The following is a 23,088-nucleotide window of genomic DNA, read 5'->3' on the forward strand; positions in this document are numbered from 1 at the left end:
CCGCCTTCCGTCGATGCCAGTGGTTCTGTCGCTGCCGGTGCCGACCGGCACCATGCATTCAGCCGATGCCGTCGGCTCAGTCGGCTCAGTCGGTTGGTGTGGGTAGGTGTAGGCGTACTCCGTAGCCGCCGTTCGGTGTGGGGCCTGACTCGAAGGTGCCCGCGAGGTTTTCCGCTCGTTCGGCGAGGCCTATCAAGCCGACCCGGGAGCCGGGCAGTTCCAGTACGGGGCGGGTCGGTGGGGTGTTGACGACGGTGACGCCCAGTCCGTCGCCGCCGTGCCACAGGCATACCGTCGTGGTGGCGCCGGGCGCGTGTTTGCGTACGTTCGTCAGGGCCTCCTGCACGGTCCGGTAGACCGCGCGTTCGGCCGGTGCCCCGATGCCGGACGGCAGCTGGCCCTTCAGCGTCACCTCGATCCCGCTGGTGTCGATCAGTTGCCGCAGATCGGCCAGGGTCGGCTGCGGCGCCGCCTCGGCCGTACGGCCGCCCGAGGCACGTAACAGCGCGACCATGTGCCGCAGTTCGTCGAGCGTGGTCACGCTGAGCCCGCGGATCGCGCGGGCGGCCTCGCGCGTCTCGGCGTCCTTCGCGCCGACCTGGAGGGCCCCGGCCCGTACCGCGATGAGGCTCACCTGGTGGGAGACGACGTCGTGCATCTCCCGCGCCAGCTGGGCCCGTTCGCGGGCCACGACGCTCTGGGCGTGCAGCCGGCGTTCGTGCTCCCGTGCCTCCTCGACCTCGGCCAGCCGGTCGGCGGCATCACGGCTGGCCTGCACCAACTGGCCCAGGAAGACCGGCGCGGCGGCCGTGGCCAGCAGATAGACGAAGTCCACGAACGTCCAGAAGCGGTCGTCCTCGGCGTACTCCGACAGCGGCCACGGCAGCGCGGACGCCAGTGCCGACGCGATGGCGCAGGCGACGAGCAGCCGCCGGTCCCGGCTGCGTTCGGCCAGGGTGTAGAGGGCGGCCAGGGGCACCACGACGACCGACGAGAAGAGCGCGGCGGGCAGCGACAGCAGGAACACCGCCAGCGGGAAGCGCCGCCGCACGACGAGCGCCGCGCAGGCGGCGGCCGAGAGGGCGAGTTCCAGCGGGGTGTAGTGGTCGAGCTGGAGCCCGACGTCCACGGCCGCGAGGGCGGCGAGCAGCGCGTCGGCCGGTATGGCTCTCACGGATGCGGCTCTGGCGGACAGGGCCTTCACGGGGTGTCGGACCGGTGCCTCGTCGTCCCCTGCTGCCTGAACCCGGATCACGCGCGTTCCGCTCCTCCCCGCCCGGCCGCCCTGCCGCCCTGTCCCCGGGGCGCCCCGGCCAGACCTGCCGAATGCCGGCCAAGCCTAGGGCGAGGTGGTACGCGGTGGGGCCGGTGTTTGCCGGTGCCGTACCCGTTCGAGGACTTTGCCTTCTCTTTACAACCCGGTCCGCCGCTGCCTCGTCTCTCCGCTCGCCATCCGCAACGCAGCCGTCCGCCGTACCACCGTGCGGACGGACCGATGAGAGAGAGCACACATGCGCCGAACTGTCCTCAGCGCCCTGGCACTCGCGTGCACCGCCGTGCTGGCGAGCACGGTGCCCGCGTTCGCCGACGCGACGGCCCCGACCCCCGTCCCCGCCTCGGAGAAGCCGAGCACCGAACCGACGAAGGCCCCGGCCCCGGCCGAGAGCAAGCCCCCGACCACAGCGCCGAGCGCCGAACCGAGCGCCGCGCCGACCCAGGCGCCGTCCAAGGCGCCCTCGGACGCCGAGGTCTCCGTCGTACCGAGCGGAGCGCCCGACACCGGTGAGGTGCCGACCGGTTCGCAGTCCGGCGGCGAGCGCGGTCTGATCGGCGGGGGCGCCGCCGCGGCGGTCGCGCTGGGCGGCGCGGGGATCTACGTCGTACGCCGCCGACGGGCGACCGGGGCGTGACCCTGTCGTCCCGGCGCGCCTTCGTCACCGCGGCGATGGCCACCCTGCTCGTGGGCTGCGGCGGGGGAGGGGGCGGTGTACGCGACGGGGCCGTCACCGACCTCGGCCACGAGAACTCGTCACCGCCCCCGAAGTCCGCGGGCAAGAACGTGCGCGCCCTCGCGCGCTCGGTGCCCGTGGCGCTGCGTATCCCGGCCATCGAGGTCGACACGCCGGTCATGAAGCTGGGGCTGGCCCCGGACGGCAGCGTGGAGGTCCCTCCGATCGAGGCCGGCGACCGTGCGGGCTGGTACCGCCACTCGCCGACGCCCGGCCAGAAGGGCCCGTCGGTGATCCTCGGCCATGTCACGGTCGGCAAGTACGGGGACGGCGTCTTCCTCGGTCTCAAGCGGCTGCGGCGGGGCGACCTGATCGAGGCGCGGCTGGAGAACGGCACGGCGGCGGAGTTCACCGTCAGCGCCGTACGGACGGTCGCGCAGGCGGAGTTCCCGACGGAGGACGTGTACGGGGACGTGGGCCGGCCGGAGCTGCGGCTCATCACGTGCGGTGGGCCGCGCAGCGGTGACGGCTACCGCGACAGCGTGATCGTCTTCGCGGAGCTGAGTTCGAGCGGCCCCGGGAGCTCCTGACCCGGCGCGCCGCACGCCGTGGATTCCGGGCCGTCGGAACCGTACGCCGACGGTCCGGGATCCTTCCGGGTGAGCCCCACGAGCCCCCACCATGAGCGTCACGACCTGGAGAGCGTTGAAACGGTCCCGCGAGGAGGCAGCGTCCGAGCTGTTCGCCGCCCTCTACCCGCGTCTGGCCGGCTGGTGCCGCCGGCTGGTCGACGACGACGAGACGGCCCACGAGATCGCCTCGGAGGCGTTCACCCGGCTCTGGGCCCGCTGGACCTCCGTCGCCGAACCCCGCGGCTTCCTCTACGTGACCGCGGCGAACATCGTCCGGGATCACTGGCGCAAACTGGAGCGCGAACGCCGGGCGGTGCGCCGTGCGACGGCCGAGGCCGCCGTCCGCCCGGAGACCGAACAGGCCGATCCGTCGGTGCGCCTGCTCGTGCAGTCCCTGCCGGAACGGCTGCGCGTCCCGATTCTGCTGCACTACTACGCTGACATGCCGATCCGGGAGGTGTCCGTGCTGACCGGGCGCAAGGAAGGAACCGTCAAGGCCGATCTCCACGCGGCCCGCGAACTGCTCCGCGCCCATCTGAGGAGAAGCGTTGATCACACACTCTGACGACGGCCCGGACTTCGAACCCGACGACCCCCTCGCCGTCATCCTGCGGCCCGCGTCCGACTACCTCGGCCCGCCCCCCGGCCGGTACGAGGCGATCCGCCGCGGCGCGGCCCGCCGCCGGCTGCTCCGCGCGGCGGCCGGGGCAGGCCTGCTGTGCGCGGTGACGGCTCTCGTCGCGCTGCCGGTCCGGCTGGCGGCGCCCGACCGGCCCGTGTCCCCGACGGTCCCCCTCGCTCCGCCGTCCACGAGCGGCCTTCCGGCCTCGCCCACCCCGTCGCCGTCGACCGGGCCCACCGAGTCCGACGCGGACCGGCCCACCCAGGCGCCCGAGGCCTCCAAGAAGCCCCCGGTCGCGAGCCCCGACGCGTCGACAGGGCCCTCCGCGGCGGCCCCCAGCAAGCCGCCGGCGGACTCGGTGGCACCCAGCGCGGCGCCGACCGAGAAGCCGTCGACGATACCGACTCCGTCCGCGAAGTCACCCTCCAACTCCCCTTCGGAGAAACCGTGATGACGATGTGTCAGGCGGTGGGCCGGATGCCCGGGGTGGGGCTGCCCCCACCCCGGGTCTGGTAGGTCGCTTCATGGCGGCGGCGGGCGGACGGCGGCAAAGTTGAAGTCGGAAAGTCCAAGGGGAAGTTCGGTCCGAACCCGAACCAAGAACCTCAGCCGAAGACTTCAATCGAGGACTTCGGCCGAGAACGTCGACCAGCAGCCGCTCCGCCGCCCGGAAGGAACCGCCATGAACATCTCCACGACCTCCGGCCCGATCACCGACCGGACCGCGGGCGGGACCGCGGTCCGGACCGCCGTCCTCGCGACCCCCGAGAGCGAGCTCGCCCCGCTGCTCGCCGCCTGGGACGACGCGCACTCCGGTGCCTGCGACGATCACGATCTTGAATGGCGGCACCTGCTGGACGAGATGGCCCACCCACGTACCACGCAGGCGTTCTACCGGCTGGCCGCGTCCGCCGGGAGCTGATCCCGGCGCCGCCCGGCACGCCGGGCGGCGGTCAGGATTTCGGTCAGGACTTCGGCGGAGCGGCGTCCTCGGGACCCTCGCCGCCGGTGTCGTCCTTGCCGCCGCCCGTTCCGCCGGGCTCGCCCTTGTCCTTACCGCCGTCCCTGCCGCTGTCCTTGCCGTCGTCCCTGCCGCCGTCCTTGTTCTCGTCCCTGAGGGACTTGAGGAAGTCGGGGTTGTCGTCGGGCGCGACCCAGCCGCCCCGGCGGGACGACGCGGCGTCGCGCGGGGTGCGGACCCGGCCGACGATCAGCCACGAGATCGAGCCGACGAGCGGGAACAGCAGCACGAGAATCGCCCAGAGGGGCTTCGGGATGTAGCGGACGTCCTTCTCATCGGTCGTGATGCAGTCGATGAAGGCGTAGATGCTGAGTGCCAGCGGCACCAGGATCATCAGCACCCGAAGCATGCGGTGGTTCCCCCTGCTGTGGAGACGCGTACGGAGACGGGTCAAGAAGAACCCATGCCCGTCGGGGCCGGTCGAGCGGCCCCCCTTACGGAGCCAGCGTAGCGAGTAGCCGATACTGGGACGCATGGCTTACGACGATCTTCGCTCGCTGCTCCGGGCGCTGGAGCGCGAGGGCGACCTCCAGCGCATCAAGGCCGAGGTGGACCCGTACCTGGAGGTCGGGGAGATCGTCGACCGCGTCCAGAAGGCGGGCGGCCCCGCGCTGCTCTTCGAGAACGTGCGCGGATCGGCGATGCCGCTCGCGATGAACGTCTTCGGGACGGACCGCCGCCTGCTCAAGGCGCTCGGCCTGAAGTCGTACGCCGAGATCAGCGAGAAGATCGGCGGGCTGCTGAAACCCGAGCTGCCGCAGGGCTTCATGGGGGTGCGCGAGGCCTTCGGGAAGCTCGGCGCCATGACGCACGTACCGCCGAAGAAGGTGAAGTCGGACAACGCCCCCGTTCAGGAGGTCGTGCTCACCGGCGACGACGTCGACCTGGACGCCCTGCCCGCGCTCTTCACCTGGCCGCAGGACGGCGGGTCCTTCTTCAACCTCGGACTCACCCACACCAAGGACCCCGAGTCCGGCATCCGCAACCTCGGCCTCTACCGCCTCCAGCGCCACGACAAGCGCACCATCGGCATGCACTGGCAGATCCACAAGGACAGCCGCAACCACTACGCGGTGGCCGCGCGCCGCGGCGAGCGGCTGCCGGTCGCGATCGCCTTCGGCTGCCCGCCCGCCGTGACGTACGCCTCCACCGCGCCGCTGCCCGGTGACATCGACGAGTACCTCTTCGCCGGGTTCCTCCAGGGCAAGCGGATCGAGATGGTCGACTGCAAGACGGTGCCGCTCCAGGTGCCGGCGCAGGCCGAGGTCGTCATCGAGGGCTGGCTGGAGCCGGGCGAGATGCTCCCCGAGGGCCCCTTCGGCGACCACACCGGCTTCTACACCCCCCAGGAACCCTTCCCGGCGCTGACCATCGACTGCGTCACGATGCGCAAGCGCCCGCTGATCCAGTCGATCGTGGTCGGCCGGCCGCCGACGGAGGACGGCCCGCTGGGGCGTGCGACGGAGAGGTTCTTCCTCCCCCTCCTCAAGATCATCGTGCCGGACATCGTGGACTACCACCTGCCCGAGGCGGGCGGCTTCCACAACTGCGCGATCGTCGCGATCGACAAGAAGTACCCGAAGCACGCCCAGAAGGTGATGCACGCCGTCTGGGGCGCCCACATGATGTCCCTGACCAAGCTGATCGTGATCGTCGACTCCGACTGCGACGTCCACGACCTGCACGAGGTGGCGTGGCGGGCGCTGGGCAACACGGACTACTCCCGTGACCTCACCGTGGTCGAGGGCCCGGTCGACCACCTCGACCATGCCTCGTACCAGCAGTTCTGGGGCGGCAAGGCGGGCATCGACGCCACGCGGAAGTGGCCCGAGGAGGGCTACACGCGCGACGGCGGCTGGCCCGAGATGGTCCTCTCGGACCCGGATACGGCGGCGAAGGTCGACCGCCGCTGGAAGGAGTACGGACTCTCGTGAGCAGCGCATCAGCGGCGATCCCGCAGCCCGGACGCACGAAGGCGTTCCTGCGGCTCGTCATGATCGAGCACTCCGTCTTCGCGCTGCCGTTCGCGTACATCGCGGCGCTGACGGCGATGTTCCTGACGGACGGCAACATCCAGTGGGGCCGGCTGCTCCTCGTCACCGTCGCGATGGTCGGGCTGCGGACCTTCGCGATGGCCGTGAACCGGATCATCGACCGGGAGATCGACGCCCGCAATCCCCGTACGGCCCACCGTGAGCTGGTCACCGGCGCGATGTCGGTGAAGCACGCCTGGACGGGCGCGCTGGTGGCCCTGGTGTTCTTCCTGGGCGCGGCGGCCCTCCTGAACCCCCTCTGCCTGGCGCTGGCGCCCATCGCGGTGATCCCGATGGTGGTCTACCCGTACGGCAAGCGGTTCACGAACTTCCCGCAGGCCATCCTGGGTCTCGCCCAGGCGATGGGCCCGATCGGCGGCTGGCTGGCGATCACCGGCGAGTGGTCGTGGGACGCCGTGATCCTGGGCCTGGCGGTCGGCATCTGGATCGGTGGCTTCGACCTGATCTACGCCTGCCAGGACGTACGGACGGACCGCGAGGTCGGCGTGAAGTCGGTACCGGCGCGCTTCGGCGTCCCGGCCGCGATCTGGGGCGCGCGCGGCTGCCACGCGGTGACGACCGGCCTCCTGGTCTGGTACGCGCTGGCCACCGACGCGGAGGTCTTCTTCTGGCTGGGCCTGCTGATCGTGGCGGGCGCGTTCCTGTACGAGCACACCCTCGTCCGCCCGACGGACCTGTCCCGCCTGAACCGGGCGTTCTTCCAGGTCAACGGTTTCATCGGCATCGCACTGTTCGCCTGCGCGCTGCTGGACCTGCTGGTGCGGGGACTCACGGTCTGACGGACGGCACGCTTCGACCCGGCCCGCGTCGGCCCGGCCGGCGCGGGCTTTCCCGACGGGCGCGGGGGCGTCGGCGCACCGCCCGGCCGCCCGTTGACCCGAAGGCGTGCCACCGGTCCTGAGTCAGTGGCGTCGCGCCGGTAGGCTCAAGGTGTGAACGCAGGAGAAACAGAGCGTCGGCCTTGGATCGTGGGGGTCTCCGGCGCGTCCGGAACGCCGTATGCCGCTGCCGTGCTGCGTGCCCTCCTCGCGGCCGGTGAGAGCGTCGACCTCGTCGTCTCACGGGCCTCGCGGCTCACCCTGCTCGACGAGACCGGGATCAGCTTCCGGGACGCCCACTGGCAGGACGACCTGCGGGAGTGGCTCGGCCGGGGGGCCGACGGCAAGCCCGGCACGTTCGCGGTGGACGTCGACGCCGTACGGCACTGGAGCGCGGGGGACCTGGCGGCGGGGCCGTCCTCCGGCTCGTACCCCTCCAAGGGCATGCTCATCGTGCCCGCCTCCACCGCCTGTGTCGCCGGAGTCGCGCTCGGCCTCTCGAAGGATCTGCTCCAGCGCGCCGCGAGCGTCGTCCTCAAGGAGAGGCGGAAGCTGGTCGTCGCCGTCAGGGAGACCCCGCTGAACGGGCAGACCCTGCGGCACCTGGTGACCCTCGACGACGCGGGCGCGACCGTACTGCCGGCCTCCCCGGCGTTCTACGCGGGGGCCACGCACATCCAGGACCTGGTGGACTTCGTCGCCGGGCGCGTGCTGGACGCGGCGGGCGTCGGGCACACGCTCTACCGCCGCTGGGAGGGCGAACTCGGCGGCGGCTCCCGCACCACCTGAGCGCAGTACCACCCGAGCACGGCACCACCCGAGCACGGCACCACCCGAGCACGGCACCACCCGAGCACAGAGCAACGCGGCAGTACTCACCCATCACTTCAGGAACTTTCAGCGGAAGGCTATCGATCGCATGGACGCGGTGGACAGGCAGCTCATCCAGGCTCTCAGGGAGAACGGCCGGGCCTCCTACGCGGAGCTGGGACGCCTCGTCGGACTGTCGGGGCCCAGCGTCACCGACCGCATCAACCGCCTGGAGGCGGCCGGTGTCATCACCGGCTACCGCGCGACGGTCGACTCGGCCTCGCTCGGACTCGGCGTCATCGCCCTCATCGGCATCTCCCTCTCCGACGCCGCCGACCACGAGGACGTGGCACGCCGGATGAAGGACCTCGGCGAGATCGAGGACTGCTGGTTCATCGCCGGCGACGACTCCTACATGCTCAAGGTGCGGGCGTCGGACGTGGACGGCCTGGAGCGGACCATCCGCCGGCTGTCCGGGACCAAGGGCGTCTCCAGGACCCGTACGACCATCGTGCTCTCCACGAAGTGGGAGAACAGGGTGGGTGAGCTGCCCGAGGAGGAGCAGTAGGGGCGCGGGAGTACGGTTGAGCGGTTGACACGAATAGGCGCAGGTCACAGGGAGAGGTACACGCATGGACGTCGGGCTCAAGCGCGAGCTGGAGGACAAGGTCCGGGCCGGTGAGCGGCTGACCCGCGAGGACGGCATCGCGCTCTACGAGTCGGACGACCTGGCCTGGCTGGGCGGGCTCGCCCACGAGGTGCGCACCCGCAAGAACGGTGACGTCGTCCACTTCAACGTCAACCGTCACCTCAACATGACGAACGTGTGCACCGCGTCGTGCGCCTACTGCTCGTTCCAGCGCAAGCCGGGCGAGAAGGACGCGTACACGATGCGCATCGAGGAGGCGGTCAAGCTCGCCAAGGCGATGGAGGGCGAGAACCTCACCGAGCTGCACATCGTCAACGGGCTCCACCCGAACCTGCCGTGGCGCTACTACCCGCGCTCGCTCAGCGAGCTGAAGAAGGCCCTCCCGAACGTCTCCCTGAAGGCCTTCACCGCCACCGAGATCCACCACTTCGAGACGATCTCCGGGCTCAGCGCCTCCGAGATCCTCGACGAGCTGATCGACGCGGGCCTCGAATCCCTCACCGGCGGCGGCGCGGAGATCTTCGACTGGGAGGTCCGGCAGCACATCGTCGACCACCGCACCCACTGGGAGGACTGGTCGCGCATCCACCGCCTCGCGCACGAGAAGGGTCTCAAGACCCCGTGCACGATGCTGTACGGGCACATCGAGGAGCCCCGCCACCGGGTCGACCACGTCCTGCGCCTGCGTGAACTGCAGGACGAGACCGGCGGCTTCCAGGTCTTCATCCCGCTGCGCTACCAGCACGACTTCGTCGACATGAAGGACGGGAAGGTACGCAACCGGCTGCAGGCCCGTACGCAGATGGCGACCGGCGCGGAGGCCCTGAAGACCTTCGCGGTCTCGCGGCTGCTCTTCGACAACGTGCCGCACGTCAAGGTCTTCTGGGTCATGCACGGCGTCCAGACCGCCCAGCTCGCGCTGCAGCACGGCGCGGACGATATGGACGGGTCGGTCGTCGAGTACAAGATCACGCACGACGCGGACAACTACGGCACGCCGAACAAGCTGACGCGGGAGGATCTGCTCGATCTGATCCGCGACGCCGGGTTCCGGCCGGTGGAGCGGAACACTCGGTACGAGATCATCCGCGAGTACGAAGGCGCGGACGCGGGGCGGCGGGAGACTCCGCAGCCCATGCGGCTTTGAGCTGTTGTTGACCCTGGGGGCTGCCGCCCCCAGGCCCCTGCCCAGCCCTCGCTCCCGCGGTCTTGTGCGGGTGCGTGGGGGCTGGGCGCGCCGTTCCCCGCGCCCCTTCAGGACGACAGGATTGCGCCGTTCCCCGCGCCCCTGAAAGCGAAAAGATTGCGCCGTTCCCCGCGCCCCTCTGGGGGCGGCCCCTGTCGGGGGACGGGCCGGGTCAGGTGGTGCGGACTCTGATGATTCCCTCCACGCCCTGCATGAAGGTTTCCGAGATCAGGTTCGGGTCGAAGAGGCAGCCTGCCGCCATCGCGCCGTCCCGGAGCATGACGAGGTGCCGGGCGCCCGCCTCGGCGGGTTCGTCGCCGGTCTCGGCCAGCAGGTCCGTCACCGTGTTCAGGAACCACTGCCGGTGAGCCAGTACGGCCTGGTGGATCGGCTGGGTCGCGTCGGGGTACTCGGCCGCCGCGTTGAGGAAGGCGCAGCCGCGGAACCCGGGGGACCGGATGCCGTCCGTGATGGACCTGCCCACGGCCAGGACCCGTTCGACCGGTGACTCGCTGCTCGCCCGGGCCGCGTCGACCTGGGCCCGGATGCCCCGGTCCGCCAGGTCGAGATACGCGAGGACGAGTTCCTCCTTGCCCGCGAAGTGCCGGTACAGCGTGGCCCGGGTCACCTTGGCCTCCGAGGTGATCCGGTCGATGCCGACCGAGTGGATGCCTTCCGCGTAGAAGATCCTGGTCGCCGTGTTCAGCAGCCGCGTACGCGCCTCGGATGTGCCGGCGCCTGCGCCACCGCCCTCTGGGTTCCTGCTCATGCCTTCAGCCTACCAAGACGGCGGGGTAGAACGTTCGGTCTTGACAGCGGTGCCCGGTTGCCCTTTAGCTGTGATGGGACCGAACGTTCTCCCTCATGTTCGTGTCGCGCTCGCCATCGCCCTCGTCATCGACATCGCTGAAAGGCACTCCCATGGACACCTCCGTGAACTCCCCCGTGGACCCCTTCGTCGGGACCGCCCCCACCGGCGTCCCCGCGGCCCTGCGCAAGCTGTACTTCGTGCGCTTCGCCTTCGCCGCGGTGTGGGCCGCGCTGCTGTTCACGACCGCCGACACGCTGGGGCCGGTGAGTGTGACGCTGCTGGTGCTGTACCCCCTGTTCGACGTGGCGGCGGCGGTCGTCGACCTCCGGGCCGCCCGGGCCGACGGCGGCAAGGCCCCGGCGCTGCTCGTGAACATCGCGATCAGCTCGCTGACGGTGATCGGGCTCGCCGTCGCCGCCACGTCCGGCATCCCGGCCGTCCTGCGGGTCTGGGGAGCCTGGGCCGTCCTCTCGGGAATCGTCCAGCTGGTCGCGGGCGCCCTGCGCCGGAAGCTGGGCGGCCAGTGGCCGATGATCATCAGTGGTGCCATCTCCACCCTCGCCGGCTCGTCCTTCGTCGCCTCGGCCGCCGGTGACGACGCCTCGCTGTCGAACCTCGCCGGTTACGCCTTCCTCGGCGGCGTCTTCTTCCTCGCCTCCGCGCTGCGCCTGGGCCGCGCCCGCGACGGGGTGTGACCTCGTCCGTCCGCATCGGCCGTGAGGGGTGCGGCGGGTTCGTGGGGGTCGCGAGGGCTGTGCGGCACAAGCCACTTGAGTCACAGGCCGGGTAATAAGTAATCTGCCCGCATGGCCCTTACGTTCGAGCTCGACCCCTCTGTCGGCACCGCCCTGCGGGACGGCATCACCGACCTGTGGGCCGACGTGTCCAACGCGGGCGGCTCCGTCGGCTTCGTACCCCCGGTCTCGCGTGAGACCGTACGGCCGGAGCTCGTGAAGCACTTCGTCGCGATGGCCGAGGGCCGCACCCGGCTCCTGGTCGGCCGCGACGAGGACGGAACCGTCGCCGCGACCGCCTTCCTCACCCACAACACCCACCGCCTGATGAAGCACTGGCTGTGGCTGTACACGGTGATGGTGCACCCCAGGCACCAGGGCAGGGGCTACGGCCGCGACCTGCTCACGGCCGCCGCCGACGCCGCCCGCGGTCTCGACGGCATAGAGGCGATACGGCTCACCTGCCGGGGCGGCGAGGGCCTGGAGCGGTTCTACGGGTCGTGCGGCTACAAGGAGGTCGGCCGCGTACCGGACGCGATCAGGGTGTCGCCGGGCGACGACCGGGACGACATCACGATGCTGCTGTCCCTGGGCCGCGTCGACTGAGGCCGACGGGCCCCACACCCCCGACACCCCCCTACAAGATCGCGGCCCGCGCGTGCTTCACTGGACGGTGCCCTTTGGGAACGTTCGGAACGGGAAGAGTGGATTGAGATGCTCCGCTACACACTGATGCGCCTCGGGATCTTCGTGGGCTGCCTCGTGGTCGTCTGGGGCCTCGTCTACTCCGGCGTCGCTCCGCGCGGCCTCGGCGACTCGAACGGCATGTGGGTCGTCATGCTCGCCCTGGTCGTCTCGGCGCCCATCAGCTTCGTGGTCCTCCGCAAGGAGCGCGACCGCGCCTCGGTGCAGGTCGTCGCGCGCGTCGACCGCATGAAGTCCAACCTGGAGGCGAACCGCAACCAGGAGGACGAGGCCGCGGACGCCGCCTCGGGCAAGACGTCCGGAGAGGTACCGGGCGAGGTGTCCGGCGACGTGTCCGGCGCCCGGAGCCGCACGGCCTGAAGGCGGCCGGGGCCGCACCCCCGCCCCCGGTGCGACCGCAGGTGACCGCACCTCGCCCCGGCGCAACCGTCGGCAGAACATACTCTTTCCTGTATGGGTGCAGTGAAGAGCAAGCGGATGCCCCGTGCCGTGCGCGAACAGCAGATGCTGGACGCCGCCGTACGGACCTTCGGGCAGCGGGGCTACCGGGCCGCCTCGATGGACGAGATCGCCGATCTGGCAGGCGTGTCCAAGCCGTTGGTCTACCTGTACCTGAACAGCAAGGAAGACCTGTTCACCGCGTGCATCCGGCGTGAGGCCGCCGCCCTGACCGCGGCCGTACGCGCCGGAGTCCGTCCTGACCTGCCCGCCGACCGCCAACTCTGGGAAGGCCTGCGGGCGTTCTTCACGCACACCGCGCAGAATCCGGACGGCTGGGCGGTGCTGCACCGTCAGGCGCGTACGCACGGGGAACCCTTCGCCGCCGAGATCACCTCGATGCGCGAGGAGATCGTGGCGTTCGTCACCCAGCTGATCGTGGTCGCCGCGCGGGAGGCCCACCGCAACCCCTCACTGCCCGAACGCGAGGTCGCGGGCCTCGCGGAAGCCCTCGTCGGTGCCGCCGAGTCCCTCGCCGCCTGGGCCAACGCCACCCCCGGGGTCTCCGCCCGGCAGGCCGCCGCGACCCTGATGAACTTCGCGTGGGCGGGCCTCGGCGACCTGATGGAGGGGCAGCCGTGGGCGGAGGCCCCGGGCCGCGACCCTGAATAAGGGGGGGTGCGCCGGTGGCGCCGTCCGGATCGGGTGGGCGTCAGGCGAGCGGCAGCACTTCCCCCGTCAGATGCAGCCGGCCGCCGTCGGCTCCGCGCAGCTCGAAACGGCTGCTCCTCGCCCCGTACGACACCGTCCCCGGCAGCAGCACCGGCGCCTTGAACTCCGCCCGGATGCGGGCCGCCTGGGGTGTCCCGCGCTCGGCGAGGCAGCGCGCCACGGTCCACATGCCGTGCGCGACGGTCCGGGGGAAGCCGAACATGCGGGCGGTGAGGGGGTGCAGGTGGATCGGATTGCGGTCCCCGGACGCGGATCCGTACCGCCGCCCGACGTCCTCCGCGAGGTGCCACTCGGCGAGCACGGGCAGCGGCTCGCGCTCCGCCGCGGCCCGCTCGGCAGTGCGTCCGTTTTCCGCGGGCTGCGCGACGGCGTGCCGTGCCAGATAGGTGCTGCGTGACTCCCACACGAGGTCGCCGGCCGCCCGCACCTCGGTCGTGACGACTGCCTCCGTCCCGCGCCGGTGGGGCACCAGGTCGTCGACGCACACGGCGAGTTCGTACTCTCCGGTGGCCGTGAGCGCCCTGTGCTGCGTGATGCCGATGGACGTGTGCACCAGCCCGAGCAGCGGCAGCGGGAACGTCCGCGCGCTCATCAGCCGCATGGCCGCGGGGAAGCCGAGCACATGCGGGTAGGTCGGGGGCAGCTCGTCCGCCCCCACGCCGAATCCGCAGGCGCGCTCGTACGCGGCGAGCCTGCCCAGGTCGACCCGGACCCCGGGCAGTACCAGCCGGGTACGGGGTGCGGTGACGGTGACCCCGGTCCGGGGCCGCTTGAACGGGGAGAGCACCGCTCCCCGGGCCAGCAGGGGCCACAGCGCCGGCGACCGCCCGAGGGTACGCGTCCGAGTCCCGTCGTTCCCGACATCCACCAGGTCACCCATCTCCAACTCTCCTCCTTCGCAACGGGGTTGTGCTCGCCGATCGCTGTCAGGTGCGGGCCCGGTGGGGCCGGGCCGCGCAGTTCCCCGCGCCCCCAAAGACAAGGGCTGCGCCCTTGAGGGGCACGGTGAACGGCGCGACCAGCCACAGCGGACCCGCACCTGGCAACGGTGCTTTCAAGGGGCGCGGGGAACGGCGCGATCGGCCACGACGGACCCGCACCTGGCAACGGCCTGCTTTTAGGGGCGCGGGGAACTGCGCGACCGGCCACAGCGGACCCGCACCTGGCAACGGTGCTTTCAAGGGTCGCGGGGAACTGCGCGACCAGCCACGACGCACCCGCACCCGGCAACGGCGCTTTCAAGGGGCGCGGGGAACTGCGCGACCAGCCACAGCGGACCCGCACCGCAAAACGAACCGTTACGCCCCCAACAGGCTCTGCCCACAAACGCGCACCACCTGTCCATTGACCGCCCCGGACCCCGGACTCGCGAGCCACGCCGTCGTCTCGGCGACATCCACCGGCAGCCCGCCCTGGGAGAGGGAGTTCATCCGCCGCCCCGCCTCGCGGATGAACAACGGCACCGCGGCCGTCATCCGCGTCTCGATGAACCCGGGCGCGACGGCGTTCACGGTCACGCCGTACTCCGACAGCGCCCGCGGCCCGAGAGCCCGTACGAGCCCCACGATCCCCGCCTTGGACGCGGCGTAGTTCGTCTGGCCCGCGTTGCCCGCGATCCCGGCGATGGACGCGGTCGCCACGACCCGCCCGCCGGGCCGGAGCGTGCCGCCGGTCAGCAGCGCGTCGGTCGTGCGCAGCACACTCGCGAGGTTGACGTCGAGCACCGAACTCCACCGCTCCGCGGGCATGTTGACCAGCCGCCGGTCCCGCGTGATCCCCGCGTTGTGGACGAGGACGTCCAGTCCTTCGGGCAGCGCGTCGGCGATGCGCGCCCCCGCGTCGTCCGCCGTGATGTCCAGCGTGAGGGCGACCCCGCCGAGCCGTCCGGCGACCGCGGCCAGGTCGGCCTCGGCGGCGGGCACGTCCAGGCAGACCACTCGCGCCCCGTCCCGCGCGAGCGTCGTGGCGACGGCCTCGCCGATCCCGCGCGCGGCCCCGGTGACCAGCGCGGTCCGTCCGGCGAGCGGCTTGCCCCAGTCGGCGGGCGCCGCCTTCTCGGCCTCACCGTCGCCGACCTCGACCACTTGCCCGCTGATGTACGCGGACCTGGGCGAGAGCAGGAAGCGGAACGTCGACTCGGCGGCGCGCGCGTCCGTGAGCCGTAGGAGATGCACGGTCGTGCCCCGCCCGATCTCCTTGCCGAGGGACCGTACGAACCCTTCGAGGGCCTGCTGCACGGCGGCCTGGTGGTGGTCGGCGGGGTCCGGGGGCGAGCCGAGCACCACGATCCGCCCGCTCCCGGCGACCGACCGGACGACGGGGTGGAGTGCCGCGTGGACCTCGGTGAGGGTGTCGACGTCATGGACGCCGGTGGCGTCGAGGACGACGGCGACCGGGTTCTCCGTGCCCAGGTCCAGTGCCGACCCGGCCGGTACGAGGTCCAGGTCCAGCCCCGCGTGGGCGAGGACGGGTGCCAGGTCGAGGTCGGACTTGCCGGCCGTGAGATGCAGCAACCGGCCTTGCAGGGAGGGCCGTTCGGCGCTCCACCGCCGGAGCCGCGCCGGCTGGGGCAGGCCGAGCCGCCGGGTCAGGAAGCGGCCGGGCGCGGTGCCGGTGAGGCTCAGATAGCGGTCGGCCATGGTTCAGCTCCCAGCTGGGTCGGATGCGCTCGGGCGCAGGCTCGCGCGGGCACCCACTCCCTGCTTACTCTGGAGTAAGGTTACCCGAGGTAATGCTACGTCACCGTGAGGGAGCAGGTCGAGATGAGCCCCGTCGAACCCAGTCGCGCACCCCGGCCGCTCCGCGCTGTCGGACCCGTTCCCACCGTCGGATCCGCCCCCGCGGCCGAACGTGTCCCCGCCGCCGGACCCCTCCGTGTGCCGGAGCCGCGCCGCGTCGCGGTCGTCGGCGGTACGCGCATCCCCTTCGCCCGCTCCGACGGCCCGTACGCCACCGCCTCGAACCAGGAGATGCTGGCCGCGGCCCTCGACGGCCTCGTGGACCGTTTCGGGCTCGAAGAGCCGGGCGCGGTGGGGGAGTTGGTGGCCGGTGCCGTCCTCAAGCACAGCCGTGACTTCAACCTCGCGCGCGAGACCGTGCTCGGTTCACGGCTCGACGCCCGCACCCCCGCGTACGACCTCCAGCAGGCCTGTGGCACCGGCCTGCAGGCCGTCGTCGCGGCGGCCAACAAGATCATGCTCGGGCAGACCGAGTCCGCCGTCGCGGGCGGCGCGGACACGGCCAGCGACGCCCCGCTCGGCGTCAACGACCAGCTGCGGCGCGTCCTGCTCGAGGTCCGGCGCGCGAAGTCGGCGGGCGCCCGGCTGAAGGCGCTCGCCCGCGTCCGCCCAGGCCACCTCGTCCCGGAGATCCCGCGCAACGCGGAGCCGCGTACCGGACTGTCGATGGGTGAGCACGCGGCGGTCACCGCCCGGACGTGGGCCGTCACCCGCGAGGCGCAGGACGAACTGGCGGCGGCCAGCCACCAGCGGCTCGCCGCCGCCTACGAACGCGGCTTCTTCGACGACCTGGTCGTGCCCTTCCGGGGGCTGGCCCGGGACCAGAACCTCCGCCCCGGCTCCTCGGTGGCCGAACTGGCCACGCTGAAGCCCGTGTTCGGCGTCCGGGGCCCCGACCCCACGATGACGGCCGGGAATTCGACGCCCCTGACCGACGGCGCGGCCACCGTGCTCCTCGCGAGCGACGCGTGGGCGGCGGGGCGCGGCCTGACGCCCCTCGCGTACCTGACGGCGTACGAGACGGCGGCCGTCGACTTCGTGGCGGGGGACGTGGCCGGCGGGGAGGACGGGTTGCTCATGGCACCCGCCCACGCGGTCCCGCGCCTGCTGGAACGGGCCGGACTCGGCCTCGACGACTTCGACTTCGTCGAGGTGCACGAGGCGTTCGCGTCCCAGGTGCTCGCCACCCTGGCGGCCTGGGAGAAGCAGGGGCTCGGCCAGGTCGACCGGGCCCGCCTCAACGTGGCGGGCTCGTCCCTGGCGACCGGCCACCCCTTCGCGGCCACCGGGGCGCGGATCGTGGCGACCCTGGCGAAGCTGCTCGCGGAGCGGGAGGGTCCCGGCCGCGGCCTGATCTCGATCTGCGCGGCGGGCGGCCGGGGGGTGACGGCGATCCTCGAACGCCCGTGACCCGGCCGGGCACGCGACCCTCCGTGCGCCCGGCCCTTGTGCGACGTCCATCCATGCCCACACCTTCGGCAAAAGATGAACAGCCGTCCGAACACGCACCAACCTCTCACTCTTGTGCACACAAGCCCCCCAGTTTCCCGGGTGAACCTGCCCCCTCACGGGTCCGTAATGGGAGAAGTACGAGAGCAAGGAGCCGCCCGTGTCCCGCGATCCCTCTTCCCGCGCCCAGCCCGCCCTGCCGGAACCCGAGGTCAGGCGGCTGGACGGTGTCGTACGAGAGGTCTCGGTCCCCCCGCTGATCCTGCCCGTGACCCACGGCTCGCTCGCGGACATCCCGTTCGACAACGCCGACCAGGTGCCGGACGACCCGGTGCTCAGCCGCAAGGGCCCCGACGGCCGCTGGCAGGACGTCACGGCGGCCGAGTTCGCCGACCAGGTGCTCGCGGTCGCCAAGGGGCTGATCGCCGAGGGCCTGATGCCCGGCGACCGGCTCGCGATCATGGCGCGTACGACGTACGAGTGGACGCTGCTGGACTTCGCCGCGTGGGCCGCGGGCCTGGTGACCGTCCCCGTCTATCCGACCTCGTCCGTCTTCCAGACGCGCTGGATCCTCCAGGACTCGGGCGCGGTGGCGATCGCCGTCGAGCATGTGTCGCAGGCCGCCGCGCTCGGTCCCGAACGTGACCGGCTGCCCGACGTCCAGCATGTGTGGATCTTCGAGAAGGGGCACACGGACCGGCTCGCCGAGCTGGGCCGGGGCGTCCCCGACCAGGAGGTCGCCGTACGCCGTGGCGTCCTCGGCCCCGACTCGCTCGCGACGGTCATGTACACCTCCGGCACCACCGGGCGCCCCAAGGGCTGCGCGCTGACCCACGGCAACTTCTTCGCCGAGGTCGACAACGCCGTCGAACTGCTCCACCCCGTCTTCAAGTCCACCTTCAAGGAGCCCGCCTCCACGCTCCTGTACCTCCCGCTCTCGCACGTCTTCGGCCGCATGGTCGCCGTCGCGTGCATGCGCGCCCGGGTACGCCTGGGTCACGCGCCGAGCATCCGTACGGAGGAACTGCTGACGGACCTCGCGGGCTTCAGGCCGACCTTCCTGCTGGCCATCCCGTACGTGCTGGAGAAGGTCTACAACAGCGGTCGCGCGACCGCCGAGAGGATGGGCCGCGCCGCCTCCTTCGACCGTGCGGCCCGGGTGGCCCGCGGCTACGGGGAAGCGCTGGAGGCCCAGCAGCACGGCACGGGCTCCGGGCCGAGCGCCAAACTCAGAGCGGCCCGCGCCGTCTACGACCCCCTCGTCTACCGCCGTATCCGCGCGGCCCTCGGCGGCAAGGTCCGCCAGGTGGTCTGCGGCGGCTCCCCGCTCGGCCGCCGCCTCGCCTCCTTCTACGCGGGCGCCGGCATCCAGGTGTACGAGGGCTACGGCCTCACCGAGACCACGGCCGCGGCGACCCTCACCTATCCGCACCGGCCGCGCCTGGGCACGGTCGGCTGGCCGCTGCCCGGCACCCGGGTGCGGATAGCCCAGGACGGCGAGGTCCTGCTGAACGGCAACCAGGTGTTCCGCGGCTACTGGGACCCGCAGGCGGGCGGAGTGGTCCCGGCCGCCCAGGACGGCTGGTTCGCCACCGGTGACATCGGCGAGCTGGACGACGACGGCTATCTCACGATCACCGGCCGCAAGCGGGACATCCTGATCACCACCAGCGGCAAGAACGTCGCGCCCGCGCCGCTGGAGGACTGGCTCCGCGCGCATCCCCTCATCAGCCAGTGCGTCGTCATTGGCGACAACCGCCCATACGTCACCGCGCTGGTCACCCTGGACGGCGAGGGCATGGCCCACTGGTGCCGGATGACCGGGCGGGCGGAGGCCCCGACGGCCACGCTGGTCACCGACCCCGACCTGCTCACCGTCATCCAGCGGGCGATCGACGACGCCAACCGCCTGGTCTCCCGCGCGGAATCGATCCGCCGCTTCACCGTCCTGCCCCTGAACTTCACGGAGACCGCCGGCCATCTGACCCCGACGATGAAACTGCGCCGGGCGGTGGTGACCCGGGAGTTCGCCGGGGAGATCGAGGCGATGTACGACGGGGCGCTCGGCGGCGAGTAGCAGGCGGGCGGGCGGGCAGGCAGGGAGGAAGCTGGGGAGGGAGCGGGAGAGCGCGAGGGGAAAAAAGGCAGGAGCCCCTTCACCTGACGGTGTGGGGCTCCTTGGGTCTTGCTTCTAGGTTCCGGATCAGAGTGTCGGGCTCGGGAGCCCGGACTCAGCCGAAGGATCAGGCGGGGGTGACGTTCTCCGCCTGCGGGCCCTTCGGACCCTGGGTCACGTCGAAGGTAACCGCCTGGTTCTCTTCGAGGGAGCGGAATCCGCTCGCGTTGATCGCGGAGTAGTGGACGAAGACGTCCGGGCCGCCGCCTTCCTGGGCGATGAAACCAAAGCCCTTTTCAGCGTTGAACCACTTCACGGTTCCGGTAGCCATAAGCCCTCCTTGGGCCCAAAGGGTTGCCCTGCTCCAGAACCTGCAAGGTGTAAACAAAAGCTTGTGAACAAAACCTTGTAAACAACTGCATTCGTCTGAAAACGACGAGAGCCCGCGGTCACATGCTCCGCAGGCTCTGTACTGCAAGGGAAACCAAACTGCAACTTGCGGATGAGCCTACCCAGGAGGGCAGCCGAAGGCAATAGAGGGCAAGATCACGTCACCCGGAAGTTTGACGGGTCCGCCGGAGGGGCTGACGTAGCGGTATCACTCGGTGTCACAAGGGTTGACACATGGGGCGGAAGCGGTTTCGTACTCCACTCGGGCACCCTGGATCCTGCACCGTACCGCATGGGGGTTAGCCTCGCGATGTGGACAATTCTCCTGAGTCTCCCGAGGGGCGTCCCGACGCCCGCCGCTCACGGCCGCGCGTCGGCCACATCCAGTTCCTGAACTGCCTGCCCCTGTACTGGGGACTCGCGAGAACGGGCACGCTGCTCGACTTCGAGCTCACCAAGGACACCCCGGAGAAGCTCAGCGAGAAGCTCGTACGGGGCGATCTCGACATCGGGCCCATCACCCTCGTCGAGTTCCTCAAGCACGCCGACGAGCTGGTCGCCTTCCCCGACATCGCGGTCGGCTGCGACGGCCCCGTGATGTCCTGCGTGATCGTCTCCCAGGTCCCCCTGGACCAGCTGGACGGCGCCCGGGTCGCCCTCGGCTCGACCTCGCGTACGTCCGTACGCCTCGCGCAGCTCCTCCTGTCGGAGCGGTACGGCGTCGAGCCGTCCTACTACACCTGCCCGCCCGACCTCAGCCTGATGATGCAGGAGGCCGACGCGGCGGTGCTGATCGGCGATGCCGCCCTGCGCGCCAATCTGCTGGACGGCCCGCGCTACGGCCTCCAGGTGCACGACCTCGGCGCCCTCTGGAAGGAGTGGACGGGCCTGCCCTTCGTCTTCGCGGTCTGGGCCGCCCGCCGCGACTACCTGGAACGCGAGCCGGTCCTCACCCGCAAGGTGCACGAGGCGTTCCTCGCCTCCCGCGACCTGTCCCTGGAGGAGGTCGGCAAGGTCGCCGAGCAGGCGGCCCGCTGGGAGGCCTTCGACGAGAGCGTCCTGGAGCGCTACTTCACGACCCTCGACTTCCGCTTCGGCGCACCGCAGCTGGAGGCGGTCACGGAGTTCGCGCGCCGGGTCGGCCCCACGACCGGTTTCCCGGCGGACGTGAAGGTCGACCTGCTGGAGCCCTGAGCCACCCGGGTCCGCGGGACGGGCGGCACTACCCTGCTGGAGTGCGTGCGGCTCGTCCGGGGGACGACACCCGGGGGACGACGGACATACGCACACACGGGTCTGCGGGTCTGCGGGTCCACGGGGGACGGGGGAGGTGCGGGCGCATGAGGCCGCTCGAAGTCGACGAACCCACGGTGGTGGGGCCCTACCGGCTGCTCGGCCGGCTCGGCTCCGGCGGGATGGGCCGCGTCTACCTGGGCCGCAGCGCGGGCGGCCGTACCGTCGCGGTCAAGATCGTGCACCCGCACTTCGCGCTCGACGAGGAGTTCCGCGCCCGGTTCCGCCGCGAGGTGGAGGCGGCGCGGCGGGTGGGCGGCGCGTACACGGCCCCGGTCCTCGACGCCGACCCGGACGCCCGGGTCCCGTGGGTGGCGACCGGCTATGCCGCAGGCCCCACGCTGACCGCCGCGGTCACCGACACGGGCGCCCTCGCGGACCACTCCGTACGCGTCCTGGGCGCCGGGCTCGCCGAGGCGCTGACCGCCGTGCACGGCCTGGGCCTGGTCCACCGCGACGTCAAGCCGTCGAACGTGCTGCTGACCCTCGACGGCCCCCTCCTCATCGACTTCGGCATCGCCCGCGCGACCGACGGCACGGCGTCCCTCACCGCGACGGGCGTCTCCATCGGCTCGCCCGGCTACATGTCGCCCGAGCAGATCCTCGGCAAGGGCGTCACCGGCGCGGCCGACGTCTTCTCGCTCGGCGCGGTACTGGCGTACGCGGCGACGGGCTCGTCCCCGTTCCCCGGCGACTCCTCGGCCGCCCTGCTCTACAAGGTGGTCCACGAGGAACCCGAACTGGGCGCGCTCACCGGCGGGTTGCGGGAGGTGGTCGCCGGCTGCCTCGCCAAGGACCCGTCCGCGCGCCCGTCCCCGGCGGCCCTCGCCACCGCACTGGCCCCGGAGGGCGCGGCCCGGCTGGTGGCGGCGGGCTGGCTGCCGGGTCCCCTGGTGGAACAGGTCAGCCGCAGCGCCGTACGCCTGCTGAACCTGGAGGTCGCGGACGGGACGGCGGAGGCGGCGCCGTCGGGGGTGGTGGACTTCAGCAGCCCTTCGGTGGACAGCCCTTCGGCGGCCGGTCCTGCGGACAGCCCTGCGGCGGCCGGTCCTTCGGGGGCGAGTGCGGCGGGGGAGGGAGGGGCGCCCGGGGTCTTCGGCCCGCCCGACCCCTCGTACGCGTCGTACTCCCCCTCTTCCTCCCCCTCCCCGTACTCGCCCTACGCTCCGGGCGCCCACAACGGGCCGCACACGCCGTACCCGGGCGCCCCCACGTACGTACCGGAACCGCGGGATGCCGACGGTCCGCCCGCCCCTGCCGCCCACGCCCCTGCCGCGGGGAAGGTGTCCGTCAGTGTGGCGGCGACCTCCGTGCCGGGTGCGGGCGGCCGGGGACGCAGGCTGAGCTGCACCGTCGCGCTCGCGGTGGCCGGGGCGCTGGCGGCGGTGACGTTCGGCTCGGTGTTCGTGTTCGACCTGCTGCCGGGCACCGGCTCGGACGACAGCAGCGACGCGGGACCCGCCGGGACACCGCCCGCGGCCAGCGCCGGCCCCTCGGCCGGGAGCAGCGCCACCCCGAGCACCGGCCCCACGGGCGGTGAGGACAGCGCGATCCCCGCGTCGTACCTCGGCACCTGGGAGGGCGACGGCTTCGCCCTCGACGGCAAACTCCCCATGGGCACCTTCCGGGTGACGGTCGGCCAGGCCGAGAAGGGCGAACGGCTCGGCACGTTCCGCCAGACCGACCTCATCGGCGGCACCTGCGACACCGACCTGTACCTCGAGAAGGTGACGGCCGGACAACTGATCGCCACGAGCGTGGCCAAGCCGTCCACCACGTCCGAGTGCACGACGGGCCGCCACGAGGTCCGCCTGATCCCGGTCGCCGACGACCTGCGCTACGAGACGGACAACGCGGACGCGGGGGATCCGGTGGCTCGGATGTCGAAGGTGGGGTAGGGGGCGGCCGGTGACGGCAGTGGGCCGGGGGGATGTCCTGTGC

Annotated in this window: 24 protein-coding genes; 18 read left to right on the plus strand and 6 right to left on the minus strand. The window is 71.8% G+C overall.

What is annotated here, in order from left to right:
* Window positions 1-85 precede the first annotated feature (85 nt).
* Complete coding sequence (locus ACFVH5_RS25410; RefSeq protein ID WP_385836080.1) at window positions 86-1,174, minus strand: sensor histidine kinase; 1,089 nt, start codon at window positions 1,172-1,174, stop codon at window positions 86-88.
* A gap of 337 nt (window positions 1,175-1,511) precedes the next feature.
* On the opposite strand from ACFVH5_RS25410, the gene ACFVH5_RS25415 reads away from it, so the two are divergent.
* From ACFVH5_RS25415 to ACFVH5_RS25435, 5 genes are all read left to right on the plus strand, one after another.
* Window positions 1,512-1,910, plus strand: coding sequence for a sortase-dependent protein (locus ACFVH5_RS25415; RefSeq protein ID WP_385836082.1), 399 nt, complete (start codon window positions 1,512-1,514; stop codon window positions 1,908-1,910).
* Window positions 1,907-2,539: a class F sortase gene (locus tag ACFVH5_RS25420; RefSeq protein ID WP_385836083.1), complete on the plus strand. Its 633-nt coding sequence runs from the start codon at window positions 1,907-1,909 to the stop codon at window positions 2,537-2,539. The genes ACFVH5_RS25415 and ACFVH5_RS25420 overlap by 4 nt, the downstream gene beginning before the upstream one ends.
* 115 nt (window positions 2,540-2,654) lie before the next feature.
* Window positions 2,655-3,146 carry an RNA polymerase sigma factor gene (locus ACFVH5_RS25425; RefSeq protein ID WP_189778691.1) on the plus strand — a complete coding sequence of 164 codons (492 nt, stop codon included), beginning with the start codon at window positions 2,655-2,657 and terminating at the stop codon, window positions 3,144-3,146.
* Entirely contained in the window at window positions 3,130-3,654 is a 525-nt protein-coding gene (locus ACFVH5_RS25430; RefSeq protein ID WP_385836084.1) for a hypothetical protein, read from the plus strand. The genes ACFVH5_RS25425 and ACFVH5_RS25430 overlap by 17 nt, the downstream gene beginning before the upstream one ends.
* Window positions 3,655-3,885: 231 nt before the next feature.
* Entirely contained in the window at window positions 3,886-4,125 is a 240-nt protein-coding gene (locus ACFVH5_RS25435; protein WP_385836085.1) for a hypothetical protein, read from the plus strand.
* 43 nt (window positions 4,126-4,168) lie between these two features.
* Here the strand turns inward: ACFVH5_RS25435 and ACFVH5_RS25440 are convergent, their stop codons facing one another.
* A complete protein-coding gene (locus ACFVH5_RS25440; RefSeq protein WP_385836086.1) occupies window positions 4,169-4,573 on the minus strand; it encodes a PLD nuclease N-terminal domain-containing protein in 405 nt (134 codons plus the stop codon).
* Between the two features lie 124 nt (window positions 4,574-4,697).
* On the opposite strand from ACFVH5_RS25440, the gene ACFVH5_RS25445 reads away from it, so the two are divergent.
* The 5 genes from ACFVH5_RS25445 to mqnE all read left to right on the plus strand — a co-directional run bounded on the left by ACFVH5_RS25445 (window position 4,698) and on the right by mqnE (window position 9,702).
* On the plus strand, window positions 4,698-6,158 hold the full coding sequence (locus ACFVH5_RS25445; protein ID WP_107020863.1) for a menaquinone biosynthesis decarboxylase: 1,461 nt from the start codon (window positions 4,698-4,700) through the stop codon (window positions 6,156-6,158).
* A complete protein-coding gene (gene mqnP / locus ACFVH5_RS25450; RefSeq protein WP_385836088.1) occupies window positions 6,155-7,057 on the plus strand; it encodes a menaquinone biosynthesis prenyltransferase MqnP in 903 nt (300 codons plus the stop codon). The genes ACFVH5_RS25445 and mqnP overlap by 4 nt, the downstream gene beginning before the upstream one ends.
* Before the next feature lie 153 nt (window positions 7,058-7,210).
* Window positions 7,211-7,885 (plus strand): UbiX family flavin prenyltransferase, encoded by a 675-nt coding sequence (locus tag ACFVH5_RS25455; RefSeq protein WP_107020869.1) that lies wholly within the window; start codon window positions 7,211-7,213, stop codon window positions 7,883-7,885.
* A 130-nt stretch (window positions 7,886-8,015) separates the two neighbouring features.
* Window positions 8,016-8,474 carry an Lrp/AsnC family transcriptional regulator gene (locus ACFVH5_RS25460; RefSeq protein WP_210881899.1) on the plus strand — a complete coding sequence of 153 codons (459 nt, stop codon included), beginning with the start codon at window positions 8,016-8,018 and terminating at the stop codon, window positions 8,472-8,474.
* A gap of 64 nt (window positions 8,475-8,538) precedes the next feature.
* A complete protein-coding gene (mqnE, locus tag ACFVH5_RS25465) occupies window positions 8,539-9,702 on the plus strand; it encodes an aminofutalosine synthase MqnE (protein ID WP_210881900.1) in 1,164 nt (387 codons plus the stop codon).
* Window positions 9,703-9,913: 211 nt separating this feature from the next.
* On the opposite strand, the gene ACFVH5_RS25470 is transcribed toward mqnE, so the two are convergent.
* Window positions 9,914-10,510, minus strand: coding sequence for a TetR/AcrR family transcriptional regulator (locus tag ACFVH5_RS25470; RefSeq protein ID WP_384806138.1), 597 nt, complete (start codon window positions 10,508-10,510; stop codon window positions 9,914-9,916).
* Window positions 10,511-10,662: 152 nt separating this feature from the next.
* On the opposite strand from ACFVH5_RS25470, the gene ACFVH5_RS25475 reads away from it, so the two are divergent.
* From ACFVH5_RS25475 to ACFVH5_RS25490, 4 genes are all read left to right on the plus strand, one after another.
* A complete protein-coding gene (locus tag ACFVH5_RS25475; RefSeq protein WP_385836089.1) occupies window positions 10,663-11,247 on the plus strand; it encodes a hypothetical protein in 585 nt (194 codons plus the stop codon).
* A 111-nt stretch (window positions 11,248-11,358) separates the two neighbouring features.
* On the plus strand, window positions 11,359-11,892 hold the full coding sequence (locus ACFVH5_RS25480) for a GNAT family N-acetyltransferase (protein WP_384806134.1): 534 nt from the start codon (window positions 11,359-11,361) through the stop codon (window positions 11,890-11,892).
* Window positions 11,893-12,000: 108 nt separating this feature from the next.
* A complete protein-coding gene (locus ACFVH5_RS25485; RefSeq protein ID WP_385836090.1) occupies window positions 12,001-12,351 on the plus strand; it encodes a DUF4229 domain-containing protein in 351 nt (116 codons plus the stop codon).
* A 93-nt stretch (window positions 12,352-12,444) separates the two neighbouring features.
* Complete coding sequence (locus ACFVH5_RS25490; protein ID WP_385836092.1) at window positions 12,445-13,101, plus strand: TetR/AcrR family transcriptional regulator; 657 nt, start codon at window positions 12,445-12,447, stop codon at window positions 13,099-13,101.
* A gap of 40 nt (window positions 13,102-13,141) precedes the next feature.
* Here the strand turns inward: ACFVH5_RS25490 and ACFVH5_RS25495 are convergent, their stop codons facing one another.
* Window positions 13,142-14,041, minus strand: coding sequence for a MaoC family dehydratase (locus tag ACFVH5_RS25495; RefSeq protein WP_385836093.1), 900 nt, complete (start codon window positions 14,039-14,041; stop codon window positions 13,142-13,144).
* Window positions 14,042-14,459: 418 nt separating this feature from the next.
* Complete coding sequence (locus tag ACFVH5_RS25500) at window positions 14,460-15,800, minus strand: 3-oxoacyl-ACP reductase (protein ID WP_385836094.1); 1,341 nt, start codon at window positions 15,798-15,800, stop codon at window positions 14,460-14,462.
* 237 nt (window positions 15,801-16,037) lie between these two features.
* Between ACFVH5_RS25500 and ACFVH5_RS25505 the strand changes: the two genes are divergently transcribed.
* A complete protein-coding gene (locus ACFVH5_RS25505; protein ID WP_385836095.1) occupies window positions 16,038-17,309 on the plus strand; it encodes an acetyl-CoA C-acetyltransferase in 1,272 nt (423 codons plus the stop codon).
* Window positions 17,310-17,508: 199 nt separating this feature from the next.
* The gene (locus ACFVH5_RS25510) at window positions 17,509-19,425 is read left to right on the plus strand and encodes an AMP-dependent synthetase/ligase (protein WP_385836096.1); all 1,917 of its coding nucleotides are present in this window, start codon (window positions 17,509-17,511) and stop codon (window positions 19,423-19,425) included.
* 166 nt (window positions 19,426-19,591) lie between these two features.
* Here the strand turns inward: ACFVH5_RS25510 and ACFVH5_RS25515 are convergent, their stop codons facing one another.
* The gene (locus ACFVH5_RS25515; RefSeq protein WP_016645643.1) at window positions 19,592-19,795 is read right to left on the minus strand and encodes a cold-shock protein; all 204 of its coding nucleotides are present in this window, start codon (window positions 19,793-19,795) and stop codon (window positions 19,592-19,594) included.
* A 371-nt stretch (window positions 19,796-20,166) separates the two neighbouring features.
* Here ACFVH5_RS25515 and ACFVH5_RS25520 point away from each other — a divergent pair, with 371 nt between their 5' ends.
* Together ACFVH5_RS25520 and ACFVH5_RS25525 are read left to right on the plus strand one after the other, a co-directional pair.
* Complete coding sequence (locus tag ACFVH5_RS25520; RefSeq protein ID WP_384806121.1) at window positions 20,167-21,048, plus strand: menaquinone biosynthetic enzyme MqnA/MqnD family protein; 882 nt, start codon at window positions 20,167-20,169, stop codon at window positions 21,046-21,048.
* A 146-nt stretch (window positions 21,049-21,194) separates the two neighbouring features.
* A complete protein-coding gene (locus ACFVH5_RS25525) occupies window positions 21,195-23,045 on the plus strand; it encodes a serine/threonine-protein kinase (protein WP_385836097.1) in 1,851 nt (616 codons plus the stop codon).
* The last annotated feature ends 43 nt before the right edge of the window (window positions 23,046-23,088 follow it).

The organism is Streptomyces sp. NPDC127119 (genome assembly GCF_042677425.1).
Lineage (GTDB): Bacteria > Actinomycetota > Actinomycetes > Streptomycetales > Streptomycetaceae > Streptomyces.

Coding starts and splice junctions, on each gene's coding strand:
- ACFVH5_RS25415 (WP_385836082.1), top strand. CDS start 1,512: ATGCGCCGAACTGTCCTCAGCGCCCTGGCACTCGCGTGCACCGCCGTG.
- ACFVH5_RS25435 (WP_385836085.1), top strand. CDS start 3,886: ATGAACATCTCCACGACCTCCGGCCCGATCACCGACCGGACCGCGGGC.
- ACFVH5_RS25440 (WP_385836086.1), bottom strand. CDS start 4,573: ATGCTTCGGGTGCTGATGATCCTGGTGCCGCTGGCACTCAGCATCTAC.
- ACFVH5_RS25445 (WP_107020863.1), top strand. CDS start 4,698: ATGGCTTACGACGATCTTCGCTCGCTGCTCCGGGCGCTGGAGCGCGAG.
- ACFVH5_RS25460 (WP_210881899.1), top strand. CDS start 8,016: ATGGACGCGGTGGACAGGCAGCTCATCCAGGCTCTCAGGGAGAACGGC.
- mqnE (WP_210881900.1), top strand. CDS start 8,539: ATGGACGTCGGGCTCAAGCGCGAGCTGGAGGACAAGGTCCGGGCCGGT.
- ACFVH5_RS25470 (WP_384806138.1), bottom strand. CDS start 10,510: ATGAGCAGGAACCCAGAGGGCGGTGGCGCAGGCGCCGGCACATCCGAG.
- ACFVH5_RS25475 (WP_385836089.1), top strand. CDS start 10,663: ATGGACACCTCCGTGAACTCCCCCGTGGACCCCTTCGTCGGGACCGCC.
- ACFVH5_RS25480 (WP_384806134.1), top strand. CDS start 11,359: ATGGCCCTTACGTTCGAGCTCGACCCCTCTGTCGGCACCGCCCTGCGG.
- ACFVH5_RS25485 (WP_385836090.1), top strand. CDS start 12,001: ATGCTCCGCTACACACTGATGCGCCTCGGGATCTTCGTGGGCTGCCTC.
- ACFVH5_RS25490 (WP_385836092.1), top strand. CDS start 12,445: ATGGGTGCAGTGAAGAGCAAGCGGATGCCCCGTGCCGTGCGCGAACAG.
- ACFVH5_RS25495 (WP_385836093.1), bottom strand. CDS start 14,041: ATGGGTGACCTGGTGGATGTCGGGAACGACGGGACTCGGACGCGTACC.
- ACFVH5_RS25500 (WP_385836094.1), bottom strand. CDS start 15,800: ATGGCCGACCGCTATCTGAGCCTCACCGGCACCGCGCCCGGCCGCTTC.
- ACFVH5_RS25515 (WP_016645643.1), bottom strand. CDS start 19,795: ATGGCTACCGGAACCGTGAAGTGGTTCAACGCTGAAAAGGGCTTTGGT.
- ACFVH5_RS25525 (WP_385836097.1), top strand. CDS start 21,195: ATGAGGCCGCTCGAAGTCGACGAACCCACGGTGGTGGGGCCCTACCGG.